General features: G+C 37.9%; 17 protein-coding genes. 9 read left to right on the forward strand and 8 right to left on the reverse strand.

All coding sequences use genetic code 11. The features are described 5' to 3' along the window. Window positions 1-15: 15 nt before the first annotated feature. The 6 genes from B5X55_RS01340 to B5X55_RS01360 all read right to left on the reverse strand — a co-directional run bounded on the left by B5X55_RS01340 (window position 16) and on the right by B5X55_RS01360 (window position 9,274). A complete protein-coding gene (locus B5X55_RS01340) occupies window positions 16-3,165 on the reverse strand; it encodes a SusC/RagA family TonB-linked outer membrane protein (protein WP_079510621.1) in 3,150 nt (1,049 codons plus the stop codon). Window positions 3,166-3,681: 516 nt separating this feature from the next. Beyond that, window positions 3,682-4,974: a glycosyl hydrolase family 95 catalytic domain-containing protein gene (locus tag B5X55_RS18930; protein WP_234999636.1), complete on the reverse strand. Its 1,293-nt coding sequence runs from the start codon at window positions 4,972-4,974 to the stop codon at window positions 3,682-3,684. Further along, window positions 4,934-6,061, reverse strand: a complete 1,128-nt coding sequence (locus B5X55_RS18935) for a glycoside hydrolase family 95 protein (protein WP_234999637.1) — start codon at window positions 6,059-6,061, stop codon at window positions 4,934-4,936. Before B5X55_RS18935 ends, B5X55_RS18930 begins: the two co-directional genes overlap by 41 nt. A 64-nt stretch (window positions 6,062-6,125) precedes the next feature. Then, entirely contained in the window at window positions 6,126-7,238 is a 1,113-nt protein-coding gene (locus tag B5X55_RS01350; RefSeq protein ID WP_079510623.1) for a ThuA domain-containing protein, read from the reverse strand. Between the two features lie 21 nt (window positions 7,239-7,259). Continuing rightward, window positions 7,260-8,099, reverse strand: a complete 840-nt coding sequence (locus tag B5X55_RS01355; RefSeq protein ID WP_079510625.1) for a sugar phosphate isomerase/epimerase family protein — start codon at window positions 8,097-8,099, stop codon at window positions 7,260-7,262. A gap of 290 nt (window positions 8,100-8,389) precedes the next feature. Continuing rightward, a complete protein-coding gene (locus B5X55_RS01360; RefSeq protein WP_079510627.1) occupies window positions 8,390-9,274 on the reverse strand; it encodes an AraC family transcriptional regulator in 885 nt (294 codons plus the stop codon). 216 nt (window positions 9,275-9,490) lie between these two features. Here B5X55_RS01360 and B5X55_RS01365 point away from each other — a divergent pair, with 216 nt between their 5' ends. The 9 genes from B5X55_RS01365 to B5X55_RS01405 all read left to right on the forward strand — a co-directional run bounded on the left by B5X55_RS01365 (window position 9,491) and on the right by B5X55_RS01405 (window position 20,346). Continuing rightward, entirely contained in the window at window positions 9,491-10,519 is a 1,029-nt protein-coding gene (locus B5X55_RS01365; protein ID WP_079510629.1) for a sugar phosphate isomerase/epimerase family protein, read from the forward strand. A gap of 31 nt (window positions 10,520-10,550) precedes the next feature. Next, entirely contained in the window at window positions 10,551-11,357 is an 807-nt protein-coding gene (locus B5X55_RS01370; protein ID WP_079510631.1) for an alpha/beta fold hydrolase, read from the forward strand. 36 nt (window positions 11,358-11,393) lie between these two features. Then, window positions 11,394-12,206, forward strand: a complete 813-nt coding sequence (locus tag B5X55_RS01375; protein ID WP_079510633.1) for a sugar phosphate isomerase/epimerase family protein — start codon at window positions 11,394-11,396, stop codon at window positions 12,204-12,206. Between the two features lie 35 nt (window positions 12,207-12,241). Continuing rightward, entirely contained in the window at window positions 12,242-13,390 is a 1,149-nt protein-coding gene (locus tag B5X55_RS01380) for a Gfo/Idh/MocA family protein (RefSeq protein ID WP_079510635.1), read from the forward strand. 130 nt (window positions 13,391-13,520) lie between these two features. Further along, a complete protein-coding gene (locus tag B5X55_RS01385; protein ID WP_079510637.1) occupies window positions 13,521-14,630 on the forward strand; it encodes a zinc-dependent alcohol dehydrogenase in 1,110 nt (369 codons plus the stop codon). Between the two features lie 28 nt (window positions 14,631-14,658). Then, on the forward strand, window positions 14,659-15,678 hold the full coding sequence (locus B5X55_RS01390) for an NAD-dependent epimerase/dehydratase family protein (protein WP_079510639.1): 1,020 nt from the start codon (window positions 14,659-14,661) through the stop codon (window positions 15,676-15,678). Then, a complete protein-coding gene (locus tag B5X55_RS01395) occupies window positions 15,675-16,649 on the forward strand; it encodes a Gfo/Idh/MocA family protein (protein WP_079510641.1) in 975 nt (324 codons plus the stop codon). The genes B5X55_RS01390 and B5X55_RS01395 overlap by 4 nt, the downstream gene beginning before the upstream one ends. Window positions 16,650-16,675: 26 nt before the next feature. Continuing rightward, complete coding sequence (locus B5X55_RS01400) at window positions 16,676-19,825, forward strand: PVC-type heme-binding CxxCH protein (protein WP_200811575.1); 3,150 nt, start codon at window positions 16,676-16,678, stop codon at window positions 19,823-19,825. 185 nt (window positions 19,826-20,010) lie between these two features. Further along, window positions 20,011-20,346 carry an L-rhamnose mutarotase gene (locus B5X55_RS01405; RefSeq protein ID WP_079510645.1) on the forward strand — a complete coding sequence of 112 codons (336 nt, stop codon included), beginning with the start codon at window positions 20,011-20,013 and terminating at the stop codon, window positions 20,344-20,346. A 411-nt stretch (window positions 20,347-20,757) separates the two neighbouring features. Here the strand turns inward: B5X55_RS01405 and B5X55_RS01410 are convergent, their stop codons facing one another. Further along, window positions 20,758-21,492 (reverse strand): SMP-30/gluconolactonase/LRE family protein, encoded by a 735-nt coding sequence (locus B5X55_RS01410; RefSeq protein WP_079510647.1) that lies wholly within the window; start codon window positions 21,490-21,492, stop codon window positions 20,758-20,760. Between the two features lie 144 nt (window positions 21,493-21,636). Beyond that, window positions 21,637-22,644, reverse strand: a complete 1,008-nt coding sequence (locus B5X55_RS01415; RefSeq protein ID WP_079511082.1) for a 2-hydroxyacid dehydrogenase — start codon at window positions 22,642-22,644, stop codon at window positions 21,637-21,639. Window positions 22,645-22,737: the final 93 nt, after the last annotated feature.

The following is a 22,737-nucleotide window of genomic DNA, read 5'->3' on the forward strand; positions in this document are numbered from 1 at the left end:
TTTTTTTGTTTTTTATTAAAATCCTATGTTTACACCCATAGAAATAGTCCTTGGGATTGGATAACGACCACGATCTACACCGTTCTCTAAGGTGTTACCAGAATTTGCACCAACTTCTGGGTCTAGTCCATACTCATAATTATCAAAAGTTAATAGATTTTGACCACCCACGTATATCCTAAAGTTACTAATTTGTAACGTTTCCAAAAGGGTGTTAGGTAGTGAATATCCAATTTGTAAAGAACGTAATCGCAAGAATGAACCATCTTGAATATAGTAATCGGAATTTCTATAATTACCATTACCATTTCCTATTGCAGGAACAGTATTACTAGTTCCTTCGCCTCGCCAAGCATTTTCGTATAACGTGGTAAACTTATTATCGGGTTTTGTAAAGTCTCCTGCTTGTTGTAAAATGTTAGCAAAAATTTCATTTCCTTGAACTCCCTGCCAAGACATTGAAAAATCAAAATCTTTATAGTTTATATTCGCATTTAAGCCATAGGTAAAATCAGGTATTCCACTACCTAATGCGGTCTGGTCTTCAGAATCGACTATGCCGTCACCGTTTAAATCTTTAAACTTGAAATCTCCTGGACTTGTATTGGAAGCTTGATAATATACTCCGTTAGTAGCATCAGGGTTTAGCCCATCTATTTCTGCTTGGTTTTGAAAAACCCCATCTACTTTGTACCCATAGAAAGTTCCAATAGGCAAACCTTCTTGAAAACGGATAGATATAGATTCGCCATCTCTAATAATGGGACTACCATTATCACTCTCTACATTGTTGCTCAAAGTAGCAAGATTTGCGTTTACCGACCAACTAAAGTCTTCTTCAAATCCTTTAATCCCTAAATCAAATTCAAGACCTTTGTTTCTAACTATACCTGCGTTTACTGTTGGAAATTGAGGTGCTCCATTTACAATAAAACCATAGGCCAAAGGTAAGGATCCGGGTAATAAGATATCGATTTGTTGTTTGTCAAAATAATCAACACTTAAAGTTATTTTTTTATTTAAAAGACTTAAATCGAAACCTATATCGGTTTGTTCTGCTGTTTCCCATGTTATGTTAGCATTGGCCGGTTGTGCAGAAAAATTACCTGAACCTACATTACCACCAAAACCGTAACCTGCATTTGGAAAAAGTAATGCAAGATAATTGAAATTTCCAATTTCTTGGTTACCTAATTGGCCCCAACTTCCTCTTAATTTTAGTTCATCTATAAAGTCGAGATTAAAAAATTCTTCATCGGCTATTTGCCAACCTGCTGAAAACGCTGGAAATACCCCCCATTTATTGCCAGGTCCAAATTTTGAAGAACCATCTCTTCTAACGGAGGCGGAAATAAAGTATTTATCCTTTAAATTATAGTTTACTCTACTTAGGTAAGACATTAACGACCAATCTACCAAATTACCAGTTCCAATTCTCTCTGCTGCGGTGCTTAAAGCGATTAAATCATTAGAGACGAAATTTGTTCCAGAAGTACTTTGTGATGAAAAGGTTGATTGCTGTTGCGTGAAACCAACAAGTACATTTAGATTATGTATGTCGTTAAACTGTTTTTTGTAATTAAGGGTATGCTCTGCTAGCCAAATCCATTCTTTGCTATCAAAACGTTGGCCTGTAGACAGAATATCTGGGCTTCCACTACCTACAAAGGATGGAGAAAATAAATTAGAACCACTAGCCAAGAAATCGCCCCCTAAATTAATTCTATAAGTAAGGTCTTCGAAAATATCATATTCGGCAAAAACATTACCTAGGAAACGAAATTGTTCGGCCTCGTATAAACGTTCATCTGTCACGTAAAGTGGTCCACCAGATCTAATAAAACTTGTGCCAACATCTCCTGGCTGACCAATACTTCCGTCAGCATTTCTAGCGGGAATAACTGGTGGGTTTATTGCAGCCCTACCAATTGCGGCGCCAAATACGCTATTTTCTGGTGTTTGATTGTTTATTGACCGCGAAACTGAAAAATTGTTTCCGATTCTAAAACGTTTGCTTACGTCATGAGATGTATTGACACGCAGAGAGAGTCTTTCGAATGCAGTACCTCTGATGATACCACCTTGATCTAAATACCCTAGGGAAAGTGAATATTTAGATACTTCGTTTCCACCACTTACATTTAAGTTCATGTTCTGAACTGTGGCCGTTTGAAAGATTTCATCTATGTAATTTGTATTTGCAGGATTTGTGTAAGTTGGAGCTGCTCCTGAAAATTCAGTGATAAACTCTTGATAAGTAGGTCCATCCAAAATATCAAGATTTTTCTCCTTACTCTGCATCCCAATGGAGTAGTCTAAATTCAATTTAGGTGCACCGGCCTTTCCCTTCTTTGTAGTAATGATTACTACCCCATTGGCAGCTCTTGATCCATAGATAGCACCAGAAGCGGCATCTTTTAAAATTTCTATGGATTCAATATCATTTGGGTTAATCGTATTAAGCGGACTTGGGGGTGAGCCTCCTCCGCCACCAGAGTTGCTGTTAAATACAGGTACTCCATCTATAACATATAAAGGTTCACTATTTCCTGGTGTTCCAATACCTCTTACCCTAATGGAAGTAGATCCACCTGGGGCTCCCGAATTTTGAGAAACTTGAACTCCGGCTACCCTACCTGCCATAGCTTGGTCAAAACCTGTGATGGTCTGTTTGGTAATGGCGTCTGCCGATATAGAGCTGATAGCTCCAGTAACTTCTCTTTTCTTTTGGGTACCATAACCAACAACAACAACCTCATCTAATGTTTCGGTGTCTTGATTTAAAGAAATATTATAAGTTGTTTGGCCACTAGTAACAGAGATTTCTTTAGATTCATAACCAATATATGAAATGATTATAATAGAATTACTGCTTGATATATCAAGCGTATAATTGCCATCAAAATCAGTTTGAGTTCCATTTGTGGTTCCTTTTTCAACAATACTAGCCCCTGGTAAAGGCGTCCCCATTTCATCTAAAATAGTTCCTGAAATAGAGCTTTGTTGAATTAATACGTTTTCTGATTTTGAATCTGCTGCGTATAATAGATCTGTTGAAATACATGCAATTATCATAAAAATGAGGATTGAAAAGCATGCTCTTAAATTGCGTCTATCACGATAGTGATGCAATTTTTGAGTAGGTGGTTTTTCATTTTTTTTCATGTAGCTATTTTGTTGAGGTAATTTGTTAATAATTAAGATTGAATGTTTAAGTTGAATATAATTTATGGGTACTTTTTATTAATTAGGTGTTTGATGATATCTTAAATAATATGACCTTATATTAAGGTATTGACATAATTAGATATTAAAAATTATTATATCACTAATCAAAAATATCTTTATTATTCAATCTATTCTACCTTTTATATTGCTAGTATTGATACTTATTTTGCCTTAATTTATTTTAATGATGATAAAATGTTATTGTAGGAGTTAATTACCCTCTATTATGATGAATTAATAGATGCTCAAGTTTTTTCTCCCGTTGATTTATCTTCAACTGAAGAAATTATCAAATTATGCAATATAATTGTTGAAGTTTATGGTTGAAATAATGAATAATATAGTGTGTATATTGATATAGAAGAATAGATTTATTAGATATTTAAATGAGTGAAAAATGCTATAAAAAGTTATACCATACCAATATAGGTGTAGTGGTATGGCATGTTTTTTTTACCAAAAAATTATTGAATTATCACCTTGCTTTAATGAAACTACTTTTTGCTTGTCACCTAGTTTAAGATTGATGGTTGTATTTGTTTTTGAATTAATTGTAAGATTTGTGGGTTTATGATTTTTCCAGTCCATACTTATTTCCAAACCACCTCTGGCGCGAATTCCTTTTACCGAACCTTGATCCCAGTCATCTGGTAGTGCAGGTAATATTCTTAATTCACCAATTGTAGATTGTACCAGCATTTGGAGTATTGCCGCAGCACCGCCAAAATTTCCATCAATTTGAAAGGGAGGATGTGCATCTAATAGGTTGGGATAAGTACCTCCGCCTCCATCATATTTAAAGTTAAGACCATCATTGGGCTTTACAGGCTTCAAAAGTTCGCGATACATTTTATAAGCTCTGTTACCGTTCCAAAGCCTGGTCAAAAGATTTATGCGCCAACCTTTTGACCACCCTGTCGTATCATCACCTTTTATTTCAAGTGCTTTAGCAATTGCTGCTGCCAAATCAGGAGTTTTATCTGGTGTTATATGATGACCAGGATGTATACCTATAAGATGTGATTGATGACGGTGTTTAGGGTCTGTATCTTCCCAATTGCAATACCATTCCTGTAAGCTCCCATCTTTACCAATTTTATAAGGATATAAGCGTTCTCTGGCGTTCACTAATTGTGTTCTGAAATCAGTATCGATACCTAAAACTTCGGAAGCATTAATGGTCTGGTCAAATAACTCTTTCATAATCGCCAGATCTGATGTTGCAACATATAGCGTTGCGCCAACATAACCTTCTGGAGTTACATATAAATTTTCAGGAGAGGTAGATGGGGAAGTAATAAGGTACCCATCTTTATCTTCAACAATCCATTCTAAGCAGAACTGAGCAGCTCCTTTCATTAAGGGGTATCCTTCATTTTTCAGAAAGTCTTCATCCAAGGTATAGGCATAGTGTTCCCATAAATGTGTACTTAACCAAGCACCTGCCATATTCCAATTTACCCAAACAGGATCTCCTTTACCAAAGCCCCCTACTGGATTGGTCATCGCCCAAATATCGGAGTTGTGACTTGCAGTCCAGCCATTGATACCATAAAATGTTTTGGCCGTTACTTTTCCAGTTTCTGCCAAGTTTCCTAAAAAGCTTAAAAGTGGTGTGTGCATTTCAGAAAGGTTGTCACTTTCTGCCAACCAATAATTCTCTTCGGTATTTATGTTAATGGTGTAATTACTACTCCAAGGCGGTCTAACATACTGGTTCCATATACCTTGTAAATTGGCAGGCACCCCTTGTAGTTCTAGAACTTGATATCAGTAAATATCTTCCAAATTGAAAATAAAGAGTCTCAAGATTTTTATCTTCTTCACCTTTGGCATATCGCATTAAACGCTCATCTGTAGGTAAATTTGGAGCACCTGTTTCACCAAGATCTAATGTTACTCTATTAAATAAAGATTGATAATCTTTTATATGTCTTTCTTTTATTTCTTGATAGTTTTTAAGTAAAGCTTCTCGTAACTGATTAGATGCAATGACCCTATTATCTTTCCCTTCTGTAGCTGGGTTTTTATCAAAACCATTAAAACTAGTTGCAATCGAGACTAGAACAGTAGCTTTAGATGCTTTGGAAAGGGACAAGCCTTTATTTGAAAATTTTATTTTGCCGTCCGTATCTGTAATTTTTATCAATGTGGTAAATCTGGTGCCTCTATTTTTATCGAACAACACCGGATTTGGCACATCATTATAAATAGGTTCTGCATGGTACGGAGCATACCCATTAATAATCATGGTTTCTCTATCATTGGAAACCTCGTATTTCATTTCACTTTCAAACTCAATCTTAAACCCCAACGATGAACTTACATCACTTGTATATTGCATCGCCATAACCTGCTCTGGGTGAGATACAAAATACTCGCGTCCATAAGTAGCCTTTCCAACTTGGTACTGGGCTTTGGCCACAGCATTGCTAATATTCAACTCTCTATTATAGCCTTTGACCGTTTTGCCATGGTTGAAATTAATATGTAGTGTACCTATAGGAGCGTAGGATTCTGAAAATGAACCTTGTACTTTTTTGTAAAGTTCATCTGCAAGTTTATAATTTTCATTAGCTAATGCTTCTCTAATTTCAGGTATATTTTTATAAGCCTCCGGATTCATCATAGTGTTTACTGGCTCTCCTGACCAAAAGGTGGCGTCATTTAAAAATATCTTTTCTGTGCTAATACCACTGAAGACTGAAGCGCCCATTTTTCCGTTACCAAGTACCAAACTTTCTTCAAAAAAAGTAGCTGGTTCATCAAACCAAAGAATATGATTTGACTGACCTTGTACAGAAATATATAAATGAACCGCAATGATTAACAATCTTTTTGGATGCAGTGTGCTTGAACAAAAATAATACGATATTGAAAAAAGTATTTTTTAAGGATTATTGGAGACTAATAATTTCCAATTTCTTATCCTGCCAGTATTCATCTTTTTTAAATCCGAAAGCAGATGGCTTGTAATTTCCTACTAAGGACACATTTGCCATTTCAGGCACCGGTAAATCCATTGTCCAAAAAACGCCATTTATGAGTAGCCTTCTAACGCTTTCATTTAGGATATCTGTGGCTGCCCCGATTGTAGAAGTAAAGGCCTTTCCCTTTTTACCTTCTGGAATTTGGTAAGTTTTCGGCCATGCAATGGGCATCAGTATGTCGTTTACGTTCAAGCCTTCATTGTTTTTAGTTGCGAGTTCATTATCCGAAGGTTTCATGCCGTAAAACAAATCATTTTCATCAAAGTCACCATTACTATTGATGACTTGGCCTAATAGAATTGGTTCGCTATCTCCGGGCAAAGGAAGCCGAACTCCATAGACATCAGTAGGACCCCAAACATCCCCATTACCAATTCCATTTGTAATAGAATGTGATACCGCACTTTCAGCAATAACACCTCTTGTACTTTGATGTTTGTGATGCCCGTGGTGTGTATGCCATTTTTCTCCTAGAACCAAACGGCCAAAACCATCAGTCCATTCGAGTTGGTTGCCTGTATAACCATTACTATAATGAGCAAAATTAGTGAGGTCTTCTTTTTCAAAATTAAAAGCATGGGTCGCGGTTCTAATACCAATCAAAGGTTTGCCTGCCAGCAAGAAATTCTGAAAATGCTGCATTTGTTCATCCGGTAAGGCTCTAAAACGTGTAAATATGATCATCATATCAGCAGAATCAAGAGCTTCTAGACCTGGAATATTTTTCACATAATTAGGGTTTACGATACCTGGTTTATCAGGATTTTGGGCAAAGAGGACCGTGCACTTGAATCCGTGATGCTTAGATAATATTTTGGCGAGCTGAGGTAGCGCCTCTTCAGAGCGATATTCCTCATCCCCAGAAACTAGGACAATATGTTTGGCATTCTCTTTAGAGCCTTCAAAAACAAGCCATTGTTTCGGAGTTTCCACCAATGGGAGGGTAGCTACTTTCTCATGTTTATTTTCCTTACAGGCTATAAATGCTAAAAGTACAGACAGATAAATTATTTTTTTCATACAAGATTTGTTTTTGATGGATTAGAGATCCATACCGTCTTTAATAAATTGTAATCCTTTGGTGTAAATTTCTTTTGATGGAGAATAATCTCGCCAAACGTTAATCGCATTTGCGAATTCGGGAATTATAGTGCTAAACGCTTCTATTGTTAACCAACCATCATAATTAATTTCTTTAAGTGCTGAAAAAACTTGACTCCACAATACTTGTCCGCTTCCAGGTGTTCCGCGATCATTCTCACTAATATGAAAATGTTTCAAATAAGGGGCAATGGTCTTGATGGCCCCAGATTGACTTTTTTCTTCAATATTACTATGATGCGTATCATACATGGCACCCAAATTTGGATGGTTGACCGCTTCAACTAAAGTCTTTAATTCAGTCATTGTATTGTATAGATAACATTCGAACCGATTTAAGGCTTCAGGACAAAGCATGATATCTGCTTGAGCTGCATAATCAGCAGCTTTTCTTAGCATTTCTGCACTTCGTTTTCTTTCGTCTTGGGTTGGTGGTTGTCTGCTGAAAAAAGCAAAAGGAGAATGAATAGGTCCACAAATAATATCGGCATTTAAAGCTTGGGCATTGTCAATGGCCCATTTTAAACGATCAAGACCGGCCTGTCGAAGTTTAGGATCTTCACTTGTTATATTTTCAGAGGGTGCAAGACCTGTAACTACAGTAACACCTAGGTCAAGTTTGGATACATGATCTCCAAGTTTTTTGTAATGTTTTAGATCACCATCACCCATGTAGAGTTCAATGCCATCATATCCGGTTTCTTTGAGGGTATCTATTATGGGATAGTGTTCCTCGGTAACATGGTTTGTCCAAAGGAGCATGTTCATTCCTATTTTCATATATTTCTTTATTTAAATTCATCCCCAAAAAAGAAGGAACCTAGTTGTTATCTGAATTTATGTCTTTACTGTTTTTAAATTACGTTTGTTTCTATTATGTTAAGGATACAAAACAGCATGTTGATAAGCAAACAGAAATTATAATTAAATTATTTTTTAAAGTTATTACTAATAAAAAAAAAGGAATTCCTGTATTTTATTAAATAGTAGTACTTTTTTCTCTTAAAATTTTACACATCCCATGTTCTTTACCTAGTATTTGTAAAATACTTTTATGCACGAAATCAAAGCTAGGAAATTGGGGTTTTTATCTTCAAAAATAATTTTCGATATTCATGCGGGGGCATATTCGCTATGGATTTAAATTGTTTGTTAAAATTTGACAAGGTGCTAAACCCACATTCATAACCTATTTCTGATATATTTAAATTGTCTTGTAGAAGTAATTTTCGGGCATGTCCAATGCGAATTTCATTTACAAAACGTGTAAACGTTTTGTTTGCCCTAGGTTTAAAGTATTTGCAAAAAGACGTTGTAGTCATGTTTAGCATATTTGAAATATCTTCAAGGGCTATCTTACTTTTGAAGTTGGTCATGACATATTCGTAAACTAAGCTCATTTTATTAGTGTCATCAGCTTTTAAAACATTGGTATATGCTGGACTGGCTAATAAGCTATAATTTTTACTGTTAGCGAGCACATCAATAATTTCCAGTAAAATAAGAATTCCTTTAAATCCTTTAACCTTCTCCATTTTTAATAGCAATCCTTTTATTTCCTTTTTTGTTTCGCCATAGAATTCTATACCTCTAGCCGAATTCTTAATAAGCTTGTTGATATGATAGAATTCATTTTTTTGCAAAAGAGCGCTATGTAGCAGCTCACTATTGAAATAAATTACCAATCCTCTAGTAGAAAGATTGTTATTTTGATTAAAATAGGCTTCATCATTCCTCCAAAGATGGGGAACGTTAGGTCCGGTTAAGACCAAATCCTCTTCTTCAAAAGTTTCAACATGATCAGCAATAAATCGCGTTCCTTTTCCTCGAACAATAAAAGAAATTTGAAGTTCGGGATGAAAATGCCAATTAGGATTAAAATGAGGGCTAATTAAGTCTTTGAACAAAAAAAGCTCATCGGGGTTCAGTGTTTTTTCTATATTAGGGACATTCATTATTTCTCTTTACTATTTTGAATATTACCTAAATATTTCTTATTATTTTAAATAATCACTAATTTAAGGCAAAAAAGTACTGCTATTTAATAAAATACAGGAAAATCAAAATTTTATCTAAGCTTATATTTGTTAGTATAGGGTGAGGGTAAAACACAACCTTATTTCATAGTAGCAAGAATATCTTTAAAAAAACCAATCGTTAAAATTTAAGTTATGCAAAAAAATAACTTTCCAAAATTACACAATGCCACATGGCCTGGGGTGGTGGGTAAAGGACCTGATTCGGAGCCACCTATTTCTTTTGACAAAATGCTCGAGATGACTGCTGCTGCTGAAGTTAATGGTAATAAATTTGATGGGGTAGATTTGGGACTATTAGATCCTCATATAAATATTGATAGTTCAGATGATGAAATAAAACGGCTTGCTGATAAAATAGCGGGTTACGGTTTAAACGTCGGTAGTTTAGTTGCTCCCATTTGGGGAGGTCCCACCTTGGGTTCCGATGATGACCGTAAGACCTTTGTGGAAATGGTACGCAAGGCTTGTCATTTTGGTAAAATTTTACGCGAACACGGAGTTCGTCAGTACGGTGTTATCCGTATTGATTCTGCTTCAAGTCCAGAAGAATGGTCTAAAGATCCTGTAAACAATACTAAACTGATCGCCCAGACCTTTCGGGCAGCTTGTGATGTGGCCAATGATTATGATGAAAAACTGGCCGCGGAAGGGGAAATCTGTTGGGGCGGTATGCATAGTTGGAAAACCATGGTCGAAACATTAGAGGCGGTTGACCGGCCGAACATTGGTTTCCAAGCCGATATGTCACATACCTTATTATATTTACTGGGCTACAATGCACCAGAGCATCGTATACTTCCAAAAGACTATGATTGGTCTGATAGAAGTGTTTTAGAAGCCGGTCTCAAAACGGTGACAGATGCATTACGACCATGGACAATTGATTTTCATGTAGCTCAAAACGATGGTACGGTACACGGTACCGGATCACATGATAAAACGGGCCGCCATTGTTTGGCAACAGATCCCAATGGAAAATTGGACGTTGCTAAAGACGCTGGCTATTGGTTACGTGATCAAAATGGAAATTTGACCAAGGCTTTTGAACATATCTGTTGGGATGGCTGCATGTTTGATAATGAGGTCATGTTGAAGCAGCAAACTTGGAATGATATTCTAGCCAAATTAGTTGAAGTTCGGAACCTGCATGGGTGGAGCTAAATGGATTGAATTTTACTAATAAATTATACCTATGTCTTTTGTCAATGCAAACGGAATACAATTATATTACGAGGAACGAGGTACGGGTCAACCCCTGTTGTTAATAATGGGCATTACCGCCACATGTTCCGTTTGGGAAAACCACGTTTCTTTCTGGGAGAAACACTTCCGATGTATTTTATTCGATAATAGGGGAGTAGGTGCATCCGATAAACCTGAGGGGCCCTATACTACGGCCCAAATGGCTGATGATAGCGCAGCACTTCTGGATGCGTTACAAGTTTCGAGTGCAGCAATTGTAGGAGTATCTATGGGGGGTGCCATAGCTTTGCAATTGGCCATTAAGCACCCTGAAAAAGTGGAGGCGATGGTGCTTATGTGCCCATGGGCAAGCTGTGACCGTAAAGGAGAGGCTATTTTTAAACATATGATGCATGCCAAGGCGCACCTACGACCAGAGCAGTTTGCCAATTTTATACAATTGCTCATTTTTCACAAGTCTACTTGGGATAATGATACGGAATATGATGGTTTGTTGGAAGGACAAAATGGGGCGGCCTTTGAAGCGATGCCGCAACCATTACATGGACTTGAAGGTCAGGCCTATGCTTGTATTTCTCATAATGTGGTGGATCAATTACCACGGATCGAATCTCCAAGTTTGGTGATCGGTGGTAAACAAGATCAGTTTATACCCGAATGGATGGCGCGGGAAGTCCACAACGGTATTCCCAATTGTGATTTGCATTTGTATGATAATGCGGGTCATGCCTTTCATTGGGAACATTTGGAAGATTTTAACCCAAGGGTATTGGATTGGCTCAATAAAAATTATTGATTTCATAATGCTTTCGTATTAAAATAGACTTGAAAAATGGAAAAAATAAGAATTGGCTGCGAAACCTATACTTGGGCCATGTCAGGCGATGCTTATAAAAATAAGTTGGAACACATACTTGGGGTCATGTCCAGATCAGGTTTTAAGAGTATTGAACCGGATACCGGATTCATGAATGGTTTCGAAGATCCGGGTGTATTTAAGGAGGCCCTGCAGCGCAATAATATTGAACTATCAGTTTTGTGCCATGTTGAAGATTGGAGAAATCCGAAAGAGACCGATGCGGAAAAACGAAATGTGGATAAATGGATAGATTTTATGAAGCATTTTCCCGAGGCTATTCTTTTATTGGTACAAATGCCAGGGAAAGACCGCGAACATTTGCACGAGCGTCAACAAAACTTGTTGACCTGTGTCAATGAAATAGCGAAAAGAGCTGCGGATAAAGGTATTGTTTGTTCGTATCATCCCAATTCGCCAATGGGGTCCATTTACAGAACCCATGAAGATTATAAAATTTTACTCAATGGTCTAGATAGTAGCGTTATAAAGTATACTCCCGATGTGGGACACATCGCAAAAGGGGGAATGAACCCCTTAGAAGTTATCAAGGAATATCGTGATATCGTGAACTGCGTACACTATAAAGATATGTTCGAGGATGGGGGTTGGGCTCCAATGGGTGCCGGCATAATAGATTTTAAAGGCATTACCACCTACCTTAATGATAGTGGTTTTAAAGGTTGGATTATCGTTGAGGATGAGGCTGACGAAGCTATAACCGATCCAGATGCCGTAACTGCAAAAGATGGTATTTATATCGAAGAAGTTTTAAGGCCCTTATTATAATTTTAGAATTCAATTTTAGATTAAAAAAAAGGAAAATGGCAAATAAAAAAGAACTACGAGTCGCAATGATCGGTACGGGTCTAATGGCCAGGACGCACACTAATGGATATAAGCGAATAGGTGATTTTTTCCCTGAGTTGGAATATCGTCCCATTTTAAAAACAGTTTGTGCACGAACTGAAGAAAAAGTGAAGGCATTTGCGGAACAATGGGGCTACGAATCCTACGAAACGGACTGGAAAGCCGTTATTGCTAGAGAAGACGTTGATGCAGTTGACATCTGTACGCCTAACCATATGCATGCAAATATTGCAATTGCCGCAGCAGAGGCAGGTAAAATGGTACTTTGTGAGAAGCCTTTGGCACGTTCTGTCGCTGAGGCCAAACCTATGGTAGACGCCATAAAAAAATCAGGTGTGCCCAACACCGTATTTTATAATTACCGTCGTATTCCAGCGGTCACTTTAATAAAACAAATCGTCGATTCAGGTAAACTTGGAAAGATATTCCATTACCGATCTAACTTTTTGCAAGATTGGACCATTAATCCGGAATTGCCTCAGGGTGGGGAAGCACTTTGGCGATTAGATATAGATGCTGCCGGATCGGGGGTTACTGGTGATCTCTTAGCACATTGTATCGATGGTGCCATGTGGTTGAACGGCCCAATTAAAGATGTTTCGGCAGTGACCGAAACTTTTATAAAAGAGCGGGTTCATCAAGATACCGGAGAAGTTAAGAAAGTGGGTATAGACGATGCCTGTATTTTCCATTGCCATTTTGAGAACGGGTCATTGGGGCTATTCGAGGCTACGCGCTATGCTAGGGGACATAAAGCATTATACACGTTAGAAATTAACGGTGAGCATGCGTCGCTAAGATGGGATCTTCATGAAATGAACTACGTAGAAATGTACGACCATGAAGACAATGCCGTTACCCGCGGCTGGAAAAGAATATTGGTAACCGATGCTGACCAGCCTTATATGGATCGTTGGTGGATTCCTGGAACATCTATAGGCTATGAGCATTCATTTGTTCATCAAGTTGCCGATTTTCTGAAAAGTTTAGAAACTGGCGAGCCCTGCGAACCTACGTTTGAAAATGCCCTTATGACACAAAAGGTATGCGAAGCGGTCATTGACTCGGCGAATTCGAAAAGCTGGAAAGATACAGGACTATAATAGAATTGAATAGTCTTAGTAAACAGTTTTTAAACCATTAAGCTGCCACTACCACTACCACTACCACTACCACTACCACTGCCAATGCCAATGCCAATGCGTAGAGAACAACTGTAAAGAAACAAAAAAAATGAGTGAAACAATAAAAGGCTTTTGCCTTCAAGGTAGAGAAAAAATCTATCCAAATTCTGATAATGTCACTAGAAACACGGCTGTGGTCAATATGGAACTACCTGAATTGAAAGAAGGTGAAATCCTGGCTAAGACATTGTATACAGGGATCTGTGGTTCTGATAACAGTGCGGCTATTGGTAAATCGAATTTTGATTGGGTAGAACGCCCAAGGATAATCGGGCATGAATTTAGCGCAGAGGTTTTAGAATTGGGACCCGGGGATCATGGTGAACTAAAAGTGGGAGATATCTTTACGCCTCTTGCAATGTTGGGTTGTCAAGACGAAGAATGTCCGGAATGTAGTGTTGCCAAATGGAATCTTTGTCCTCAAAAGAAAATTATTGGCTTTCATCGCAATGGTGGTTTTGGCCAGCGGGTTGTTCTTGAATCTGACCGTGTGGTTCCATTAATGAAGGGGTTAACTCCTGCCCAAGGTGCTCTTGTAGAGCCATTGTCGATTATCACTAATGCCCTTTTTAATAAATGCGATATCAAACCAGGTCAAGACGTGGTCATCACAGGTTGCGGAATCATTGGTTTGATGTCTGCGGAAGTGGCAAGGTCCGCCGGGGCAAGAGTTGCCGTCACCGGACTTGCACAGGACCGTGATATCCGTCTAAAAAAAGCAAGGGAAAGAGGATTTATTACGGTGGAAGTTTCCCCAGAAAACTCTTTGATTTCCCAATTACAAAATGGAATCACCGATGAAAATGGCGTTCCCTTTGGGACCAATGGAAAAATAGATTTATTGATTGAATGTTCAGGCGTTCCTGCGGTACTGACAGAAGCCATTGGAGTGGTCCGTCCTGAAGGTGCTATTTGTGTGATTGCCACGTATGGAAATGACGTGTCCATAAATGCTACACATGTGACTAGAACTTCCTTAAGTATTAGGGGTTCTATGGGCTCTTGCAGAGCAGATTATATGTCCGCAATGAAATTGATGGTCACAGGTGTCTTTCCAACGGAACACTATACGGATTTATATGATTTTAAAAATGTGACCAAAGCATTTGAAGATTCTATAAAGGCACAAAATATGAAGGCAGTTGTAAAAATGAATTAAATGGAAGTTTTCCTAACAATAAGAAATAATGCATAAAATTTTCATAACTGGAGGGACAGGATGTATAGGTTCCGTTACCGTTTACAAATTATTACAGTCTAAGGAAGTGGATAGAATAGTTATCGCTTCTCGCTCAAACCAGATAGATCCATTAAAATTGTGGTTAGGGGAAGATTTGGATGCCAGACTGGAATTTGTAACCTTAGATGTTTCTAACTATGCTGAAATTGAGCGCGTTTTGCTTGAGGTCAATCCAACGCATATTATTCATTTGGGCGCCTATCAGAGCCCTGATTGTTCACGTGACCATATCGGTGGGATGGAAATCAATATAGGAGGAACGATGGCACTTTTTGATGCTGCAGAAAAACTTCAAAATTTACAGCGTTTTGTATTTGCCAGTTCCGCAGCGGTATATGGAATGCGGTCATTATATTCACAAGAAATCATCCCTGAAGATGTTCCATTAGCTCCGCCTAACCATTATGGAATATGGAAATTGGCAGGGGAACACTTGGCACGCCTGTTTTATGACAATACCCATGTGCCAACCATTTGCTTACGAATCAATACAACCTATGGTAAGGGAAGGGATAAGGGAAAAACATCGGCACCAACCAATGCCTTAAAAGCAATAGCTATGGGTGCTTTTAAAGGAAAGTCAATAGCTTTTGAAATGCCTTATCAAGGTAGGGAAAACTATCATTTTGTTGAAGACGTAGGGGATCAATTCGCCGCCGTAACCTTACAATCTTATAAGGGTTTCGGGGCTTTTAACATTCAGGGTGAAACTATTCCGATAAACTCATTTTTAGAATTGATAAAACAGGAGGCTACGGCATTGGGTATGGGAGATTTTGTTGACCTTTCCATTATGGAAAATGCACCGCCTAATCTGTTCATATGCGATTTGGACCATTGCAAAATAGCGGGAACTTTTAAAGATTTACCACGTACCGATATTTCTCAAGGAATTCGAAAGTCTATTTTAGAATTCAAGAACATGGCGGAAAAAGGAACGCTTGAATATTCAAAACCAGCATCATGAAAACTATAGGAATTGGATTCATAGGAGCAGGGGATATTGCCAATTTACATGCAGAGGCAATACATGATTTGAAAGGAGCTAAGTTGATAGGGCTATGGAATCGTACACCGGAAAAGGCCAAATCCAAAGCCGAGCAATTTGGTTGTAGGACCTATGGTTCGGTCAAAGAACTACTCGCTGATGCTGATATTGATGCTGTTTTTGTATTGACCAATATGGAAACACATTGTGAATATACCATACAGGCCGCAAAAGCGGGAAAACATGTTTTAGTAGAAAAACCGGCTGCCTCCAATAGTGCCCAATTGGAGCAAATGCAAGCGGCTATTCAAAATGCGGGAGTGCAATGTATGCCCGTACACAATTATATTTACGAACCAGGAATTGAACGTGCCAAGTCAATGATAGTAGATGGTAAACTTGGGGACATTGTACAGTTTTATATGATGTATAATATTCATCATGCCGATGAAATACGTGCACGATATCCAGGAGTTATTCGGCAAATATTGACTCATCACAGCTATACGATGTTGTATCTTGCAGGAGAACCGAAAATGGTTAGTTGCTTTAAAAACACGGTGGATGATAGGATTGCTCCACAGGAAAACGTGGCCATGGCAAATATTCAAATGCAAAATGGTTCGTTAAGTCATCTTTGCGCAAGTTTTGCGAACGATGACCATTCTGGTGATCCTTGGACCTGCATTATAAAGGTAATCGGCACTAATGGCAGTACCCGGTACAGTTATAGGGATTTTGTTATTAACCATAGAAATGGTGCGCACTCGCAAACCTATGAGAATTATCCTGAATCTATAAAAAATACAGCTACCTATTTTATAAATCGTGTGGTGCGCTTAGGAGAAAGGCCTCTTTCTAGTTTGCAGGATGCCATTACTTGTCAAAAGATTATAGAAGCCTGTGAACTATCCGCAGAAAAAGGGATTCATGTTAATTTAAGCAATTAGAAATTATGCATAAAATTAGAAGAAAAATGAAAGGAAATATCGGAGCATTACTTTTGCTGACCATACTGTTTACAGCGTGTAGCGAAAAGAAAAAGGGTGTGGTTCAACTGCATAAGAATGATCATATTGTCCTTATAGGAAATAATTTAGCATCGCGAATGCTGAATTTTGGACATTTTGAGACCGAGATGCATTTGCGTTATCCAGATAGTTCCTTGTTCATCCGCAATATGGCCGACCCGGGTAATACCCCTGGGTTTAGACCACATTCCTCTAGAAAGTCACCTTGGGCCTTTCCAGGTGCGGAGAAATTCCATCAAAATGAACTTGGAAATAAATCAGGAAGCATTGGCTTTTTTCCAACGGAAGATGAATGGTTGGTAAATTTAAAAGCGGATGTTATTCTTGCATTCTTTGGGTATAATGAATCATTTGAAGGAGAGGCGGGATTGGAAAACTTTAAGAATGAACTTGAGGCATTTATAGAACATTCGCAGAAACAAAAGTACAATGAAAATGGAGGTTCCGATTTGGTTTTGGTTTCGCCCATAGCTTTTGAAGATCTATCCTCGAAAATGGATTTACCGAATGGTATTGAAGAAAACAAAAATCTTAAATTGTACACAGAAGCCATTCGCGAGGTTGCAATTAAAAATAACGTCCCGTTTATAGACACCTTTACCCCCAGTAAAAAATGGATGAATCCAGAAAACCCCATTACTGCAGATGGGTTTCAGTTGAATGATTTGGGATATAGAGAATTTGCTAACCTTCTAGCTGATGAAATTTTCGGAAAAGTATCTATTTCGAGCAAAGTTTCCCGGGACCTAGTGCACGATGCTGTTATGGAAAAAAACTGGTTTTGGCATAACGAAATAAAACTTCCCAATGGAGTCCATGCTTGGGGTCGGCGTTATGATCCTTTTGGCCCGGACAACTATCCTTTTGAGAAAGAAAAAATAAATCAAATGACCGCCATTCGTGATACGGCTATTTGGGAAACGGCTCAAGGTAAACGTTTTGATCTGGCTGCGGCAGATGCTAGAACAACCAAGCTTCCCACTGTAAAATCAAACTATGACCCTGGAATGGGCAATGTAGAAGAAGGGTATAAATATGGCCAAGAGGCATTAGATGAAATCAAGGTTGCTCCGGGATATAAAATAGAACTTTTTGCTTCGGAAGAGGAATTTCCTGATTTGGCGAATCCAAACCAACTCTCTTTTGATAATGAAGGAAGGCTATGGGTGGGAGTGATGCCATCTTATCCCCATTACAAACCTGGCGATAGTAAACCCCAAGATAAACTGATTATATTGGAGGATACGGACAAGGATGGTAAGGCAGATAAGCAAACCACTTTTGTTGATAATTTGAATTTAACCATTGGCTTTGAATTTGCTCCTGAGGGCGTTTATGTTTCCCAAGGAACCAATCTTGTATTGCTAAAGGATACTGATGGAGATGACAAAGCCGATGAAAGGGAAATTATCTTAAGTGGGTTTGATGACCACGATACCCACCATACGGCGGGCGCTTTTGCTGCCGATCCCTCTGGCGCAATTTACATGGGTGAAGGTGTTTTTTTACATACCAATGTAGAAACTGCCTATGGCCCTGTTCGCACCACCAATGGAGGTTTTTATCGCTATAGTCCTCAAAGGCATTATTTGGAACGAACCGCGCAACTTCCTATTCCCAATCCATGGGGTATCGCTTTTGATGATTGGGGCCAACCTTTTTTTGCTCATACCTCTGGTCCTGACATGACTTGGATGACACCAGGAACTATTAAATCTCGTTATGGGCAAGCTAACCCGTTACCTAAGAATTTGATACAGGAAGAACATCGTGTAAGACCCACCTCGGGACTAGAATTTATTTCAAGTCGTCATTTTCCCGATGAAGTTCAAGGGGATCTAATTATAAATAACACCATTGGTTTTTTGGGTACAAAACAACATACCATGGCCGATGACCCTAATAGTTCAGGTTATGTAAGCAAACATCGACTAGATTTGGTTACTTCAACGGATACTAATTTTAGGCCTGTGGATATGGAATTTGCTCCTGACGGTTCGTTATATTTAATTGATTGGCATAATGTTTTGGTTGGTCATATGCAGCACAATGCTAGAGATCCTTTACGTGACCATGTACATGGTAGAATATATAGAATCACGTACCCGTCACGACCTTTGGTTGAGCCTGCGAAAGTAGTTGATGCAAGTATAGAAGAATTGCTGGATAATTTGAAACTTCCCGAATTTAGGACCAGGTATCGAACCAAAAGAGAATTACGTGCTAGAGATTCTGAAACCGTATTATCAAAGCTTGGGGAATGGGTCAAATCTTTGGATAAGAATGATCCAGAATATGAACACCATCTTTTAGAAGGCCTTTGGGTGACTTGGGGTCTGGATAGGGTAGATGCCAATTTGTTAAGTCAACTTTTAAAAGCTAAGGACTTTAGGGCACGTGCCGCAGCTGTTAAAGTCTTACGGTATTCTGGTCATCAAATTAACGACCAAGCAGATTTGCTAATGACCGCTGCTGGGGATGAAAATCCACGGGTACGGCTAGAGGCATTTGTAGCCGCTTCCTGGCTTGGAAAGGAAAAAGGTTTGCCCATTTTAGAGGTCGCGGGAGATATGCCATTAGACAGTTGGATGGAAAAACCATTTGAAGCTGCATTGGCCCATTTACAGGATGTGAATTTCGGACAGGATCCTGAAGGTAGTACAAAAACTGATTTGGAAGGTACCTCGAAAAAATTGTTTGATAATGGTGAACAAATCTACAACCGTGAAGGCTTTTGCGTAACCTGCCATCAGCCCGATGGTAATGGATTGAGCGCTTCTCAATTTCCACCTTTGGCAAAATCACCATGGGTAACAGGTAGTGAAGAAAGGCTAATCAAATTGACATTGCATGGGCTAATGGGACCTATGGATTTAATGGGGAAGTCCTATCCTGGTCAAGTGCCAATGACCCCCTTTGGCGGTATGTTAAATGATCAAGAGGTAGCATCTGTTTTAACATTTGTGCGTAATGCTTTTGGAAATAAAGCTGCCGTAATCACTCCTGAAATGGTTAAAAAAGTTAGGGAAAGCACTAAAGACAAAGAAGGATTTTACAAACCTGCAGAATTATTGCTCCAACACCCAATGGAATAGGGTTAAAGGTTTTTGAAATTCAATATTTTTATAGGAATAAGCAGCTACCATCTATAAGAGGAAAAGTAAATGTGTAATGTACAAACGGGATAAGAGAAATAGCTATTGATCCGTTTAGGAATCTTTACTGGTCAATGGTCAAGAATATTTTACACTAACCTATAGTTTAACTAAAATAAAGATAAATGAAAAGACATTGTTTAACCCTTGATTTAAAAGATGATGCCTCTTTAATTGCTAAATATGTAGAATACCACGAAAACGTTTGGCCTGAAGTTTTGGACAGTATTAGGGATTCAGGAATTATGGAAATGGAAATATACAGTATTGAGAATAGACTATTTATGATCATTGAAGTAAATGAAGAGTTCTCCTTTGAAAAGAAAAGTGAAATGGATGCAAAAAATCATCGTGTTCAAGATTGGGAGGTGTTAATGTGGAATTATCAAAAAGCTTTGCCATTCGCTAAACCAGGTGAAAAATGGTTGCCCATGCATAAAATATTTAATTTCAGTGCCTGATTTAAAATAGCGGGTAGGCTTATTTTTTAAAATAACATCACGTTTTTTCAGCAATACTTTTAGTTGATGTTTTCCAAATAAATTAGGGGCATACTTTGAAATTCGAAAATTTTAAACTTCCTAAGTTTGAGGCAATTTTAGATAAATCAAAATGGCTAAAGTATTAGGCTGTTCAATTTTGTGTCTATTTTTTAGGAATTTATATTAAAATAGTAATCTTTTCCAAGGTAAAAATCTCAAAGTTTTATTGTAAACATATTGCAAACAAACGGGGGAATACAGGAAGTCATCGGTGTTTGAACCTATTTGTTGATTCCGGCCAAAAATCTATCCTTGGATAAAATGGACATTGTGAAACCATACGGAATAGGGGTACTTGCCATCAGAAAGACAGTGTAGGAAAAGGGGAGGCTATAATAAGTCAACGGCTAAAATATAATCATCGGCCGTCATGAACAACCTTTTTCCATCGTTGCTGAAGGCACAATTTGAGGTTAATTGCCCGGTGTGAATCCGTGCGATAGCTTTTGCAGAACTATTAAAAATCCATATGCCACCTGGCCCTGTAGCAAATAGATATCCTTTGCTATTGATTTTTAAACCGTCAGGTAATCCTTGTTGGCCTTCCTTGCCAATTAATGGGGTAACATCATAAAAAATTCTCTTATTGGTAACCTTTCCCGGTTTTACAATATCATACTGATACCAAACAGCATGAGAAGGATCAGAAACAGCCACATATAAGGTACTTCCATCAGGTGATTGCCCAATTCCATTGGGTTTTGTGAATTTGTCAAGCAAGACTAGTTTACCAGAATTCAACAAACAGTAAACCCCTTGAAAATCTAACTCCTTGTTGGGATCATCTTGTTTTAATGGGAGCCCATAGGGTGGATCGGTAAAATACAAATTACCTTCTTTGTCAAGAAAGCCATCATTAGGACTATTGAATTTCTGACCCTCGTAACTATCAGAAAGCGTTATAAATTCTGATTTTGGGTTGTCTAAAGAAGCATTCATTTTTACAACTTTTCTGTCGCCATGTTGAAGTAAGATCAATTCACCTTGTTTGTTTAAATTTAAAAAGTTTGAATGGCTTGTCTCTTCAATTAAATAATAAAAATAAAAAGCAATTATCGGCAGAATTTAATACAGAATACACTTAGTTATGTTACCCATCGGTTATTTCTCAAGACCCAGAGGTTACTGCCGTTACAACCAAGAAAAAGTACTTGTACAGGTCAATATTTGATAGTAAAAAGAATGTTTCTAAGTGACTCTCATAAACTATTATGAGTTCATTAATTCCATCCCCAATTCGTTCTTACTGATTTGGCCTTGAGACCAACTAACCAAATTTTCAAAAGTTATCTCCGCTATATTTGTCAAAGCTTCTTTAGTTATAAAAGCTTGATGTGGTGTTAGCAATACATTAGGAAGAGATAATAATTTTTTTAAACGTTCATCTTTTATTCCATTTTTAGAATGGTTTTTAAAGAAAATTTCTTTTTCTTTTTCGTAAACATCTGTACCATATCCGCCAATCTCTTTAGTTTCTAATGCTTCTATCAATGCGTTTGTGTCTACCAATTCACCTCTTGAGGTATTTATGATAATTGTACTATTTTTCATTAAAGACAATTTTTCCTTATTGATAAAATAGTAGTTCTCATAATTCATTGGTATGTGAAGGCTAATGATATCAGATTCTTTACATAACTCGTTTAGTGGAGTATAGGTTACATTGCAAAGCTCAATAAGGTCATAATCAGGTGCTTGGTCGTATGCCAGAATTTTACATCCAAAACCATGCATAATCTTGGCCATAATACTACCTATTCTTCCGGTGCCCACAATACCCACAGTTTTACCATGCAAATTAAATCCCATCAAGTTATCTTGTATAAAATTGTAATTATGAACCTGGGTATTTGCCAAAACAATTTTTCGATTCAACGCCAATAAGAGGGCTGTTGCATGTTCGGCAATAGCATGGGGTGAATAGTCTGGTGCATTAGCAACATGAAACCCAAAACGTTTTGCAGTTTTTATATGAAGGTTGTTATAACCACTAGAACGTAAGGTGATATAACGAACGCCAAAGTTCCAAAGTTTTTCTAGTACAATTGGTGAGGCATCGTCTCCAGAAAAAATGGAAATAGCATTAAAACCAACAGCCAGTAATGCCGTTTCACTGTCCAACGCATTTTTGGTAAAGGTTACCTCATATCGATTGTTGTTGGCGCTTTTTAAAAAAGGAATTTCAAATTCTTTTGCACTATAAACCAGTAATTTCATATTATCGTTCTTTTCTAAACATCTTCTAGTCATTGTGAATAAAATAAGTTTGATATAATCTTTCGCTAACTTTATTATGTTCTTGAGATATTG

The sequence above is a fragment of the Maribacter arcticus genome (genome assembly GCF_900167935.1).
In the GTDB taxonomy this organism is placed as follows: Bacteria; Bacteroidota; Bacteroidia; order Flavobacteriales; family Flavobacteriaceae; genus Maribacter; species Maribacter arcticus.

What these genes read in the sequence shown, in the direction of transcription:
- B5X55_RS01340 (WP_079510621.1), bottom strand. Translation starts at nt 3,165, where the DNA reads ATGAAAAAAAATGAAAAACCACCTACTCAAAAATTGCATCACTATCGT.
- B5X55_RS01350 (WP_079510623.1), bottom strand. Translation starts at nt 7,238, where the DNA reads ATGAAAAAAATAATTTATCTGTCTGTACTTTTAGCATTTATAGCCTGT.
- B5X55_RS01355 (WP_079510625.1), bottom strand. Translation starts at nt 8,099, where the DNA reads ATGAAAATAGGAATGAACATGCTCCTTTGGACAAACCATGTTACCGAG.
- B5X55_RS01360 (WP_079510627.1), bottom strand. Translation starts at nt 9,274, where the DNA reads ATGAATGTCCCTAATATAGAAAAAACACTGAACCCCGATGAGCTTTTT.
- B5X55_RS01365 (WP_079510629.1), top strand. Translation starts at nt 9,491, where the DNA reads ATGCAAAAAAATAACTTTCCAAAATTACACAATGCCACATGGCCTGGG.
- B5X55_RS01370 (WP_079510631.1), top strand. Translation starts at nt 10,551, where the DNA reads ATGTCTTTTGTCAATGCAAACGGAATACAATTATATTACGAGGAACGA.
- B5X55_RS01375 (WP_079510633.1), top strand. Translation starts at nt 11,394, where the DNA reads ATGGAAAAAATAAGAATTGGCTGCGAAACCTATACTTGGGCCATGTCA.
- B5X55_RS01380 (WP_079510635.1), top strand. Translation starts at nt 12,242, where the DNA reads ATGGCAAATAAAAAAGAACTACGAGTCGCAATGATCGGTACGGGTCTA.
- B5X55_RS01385 (WP_079510637.1), top strand. Translation starts at nt 13,521, where the DNA reads ATGAGTGAAACAATAAAAGGCTTTTGCCTTCAAGGTAGAGAAAAAATC.
- B5X55_RS01390 (WP_079510639.1), top strand. Translation starts at nt 14,659, where the DNA reads ATGCATAAAATTTTCATAACTGGAGGGACAGGATGTATAGGTTCCGTT.
- B5X55_RS01395 (WP_079510641.1), top strand. Translation starts at nt 15,675, where the DNA reads ATGAAAACTATAGGAATTGGATTCATAGGAGCAGGGGATATTGCCAAT.
- B5X55_RS01400 (WP_200811575.1), top strand. Translation starts at nt 16,676, where the DNA reads ATGAAAGGAAATATCGGAGCATTACTTTTGCTGACCATACTGTTTACA.
- B5X55_RS01405 (WP_079510645.1), top strand. Translation starts at nt 20,011, where the DNA reads ATGAAAAGACATTGTTTAACCCTTGATTTAAAAGATGATGCCTCTTTA.
- B5X55_RS01415 (WP_079511082.1), bottom strand. Translation starts at nt 22,644, where the DNA reads ATGAAATTACTGGTTTATAGTGCAAAAGAATTTGAAATTCCTTTTTTA.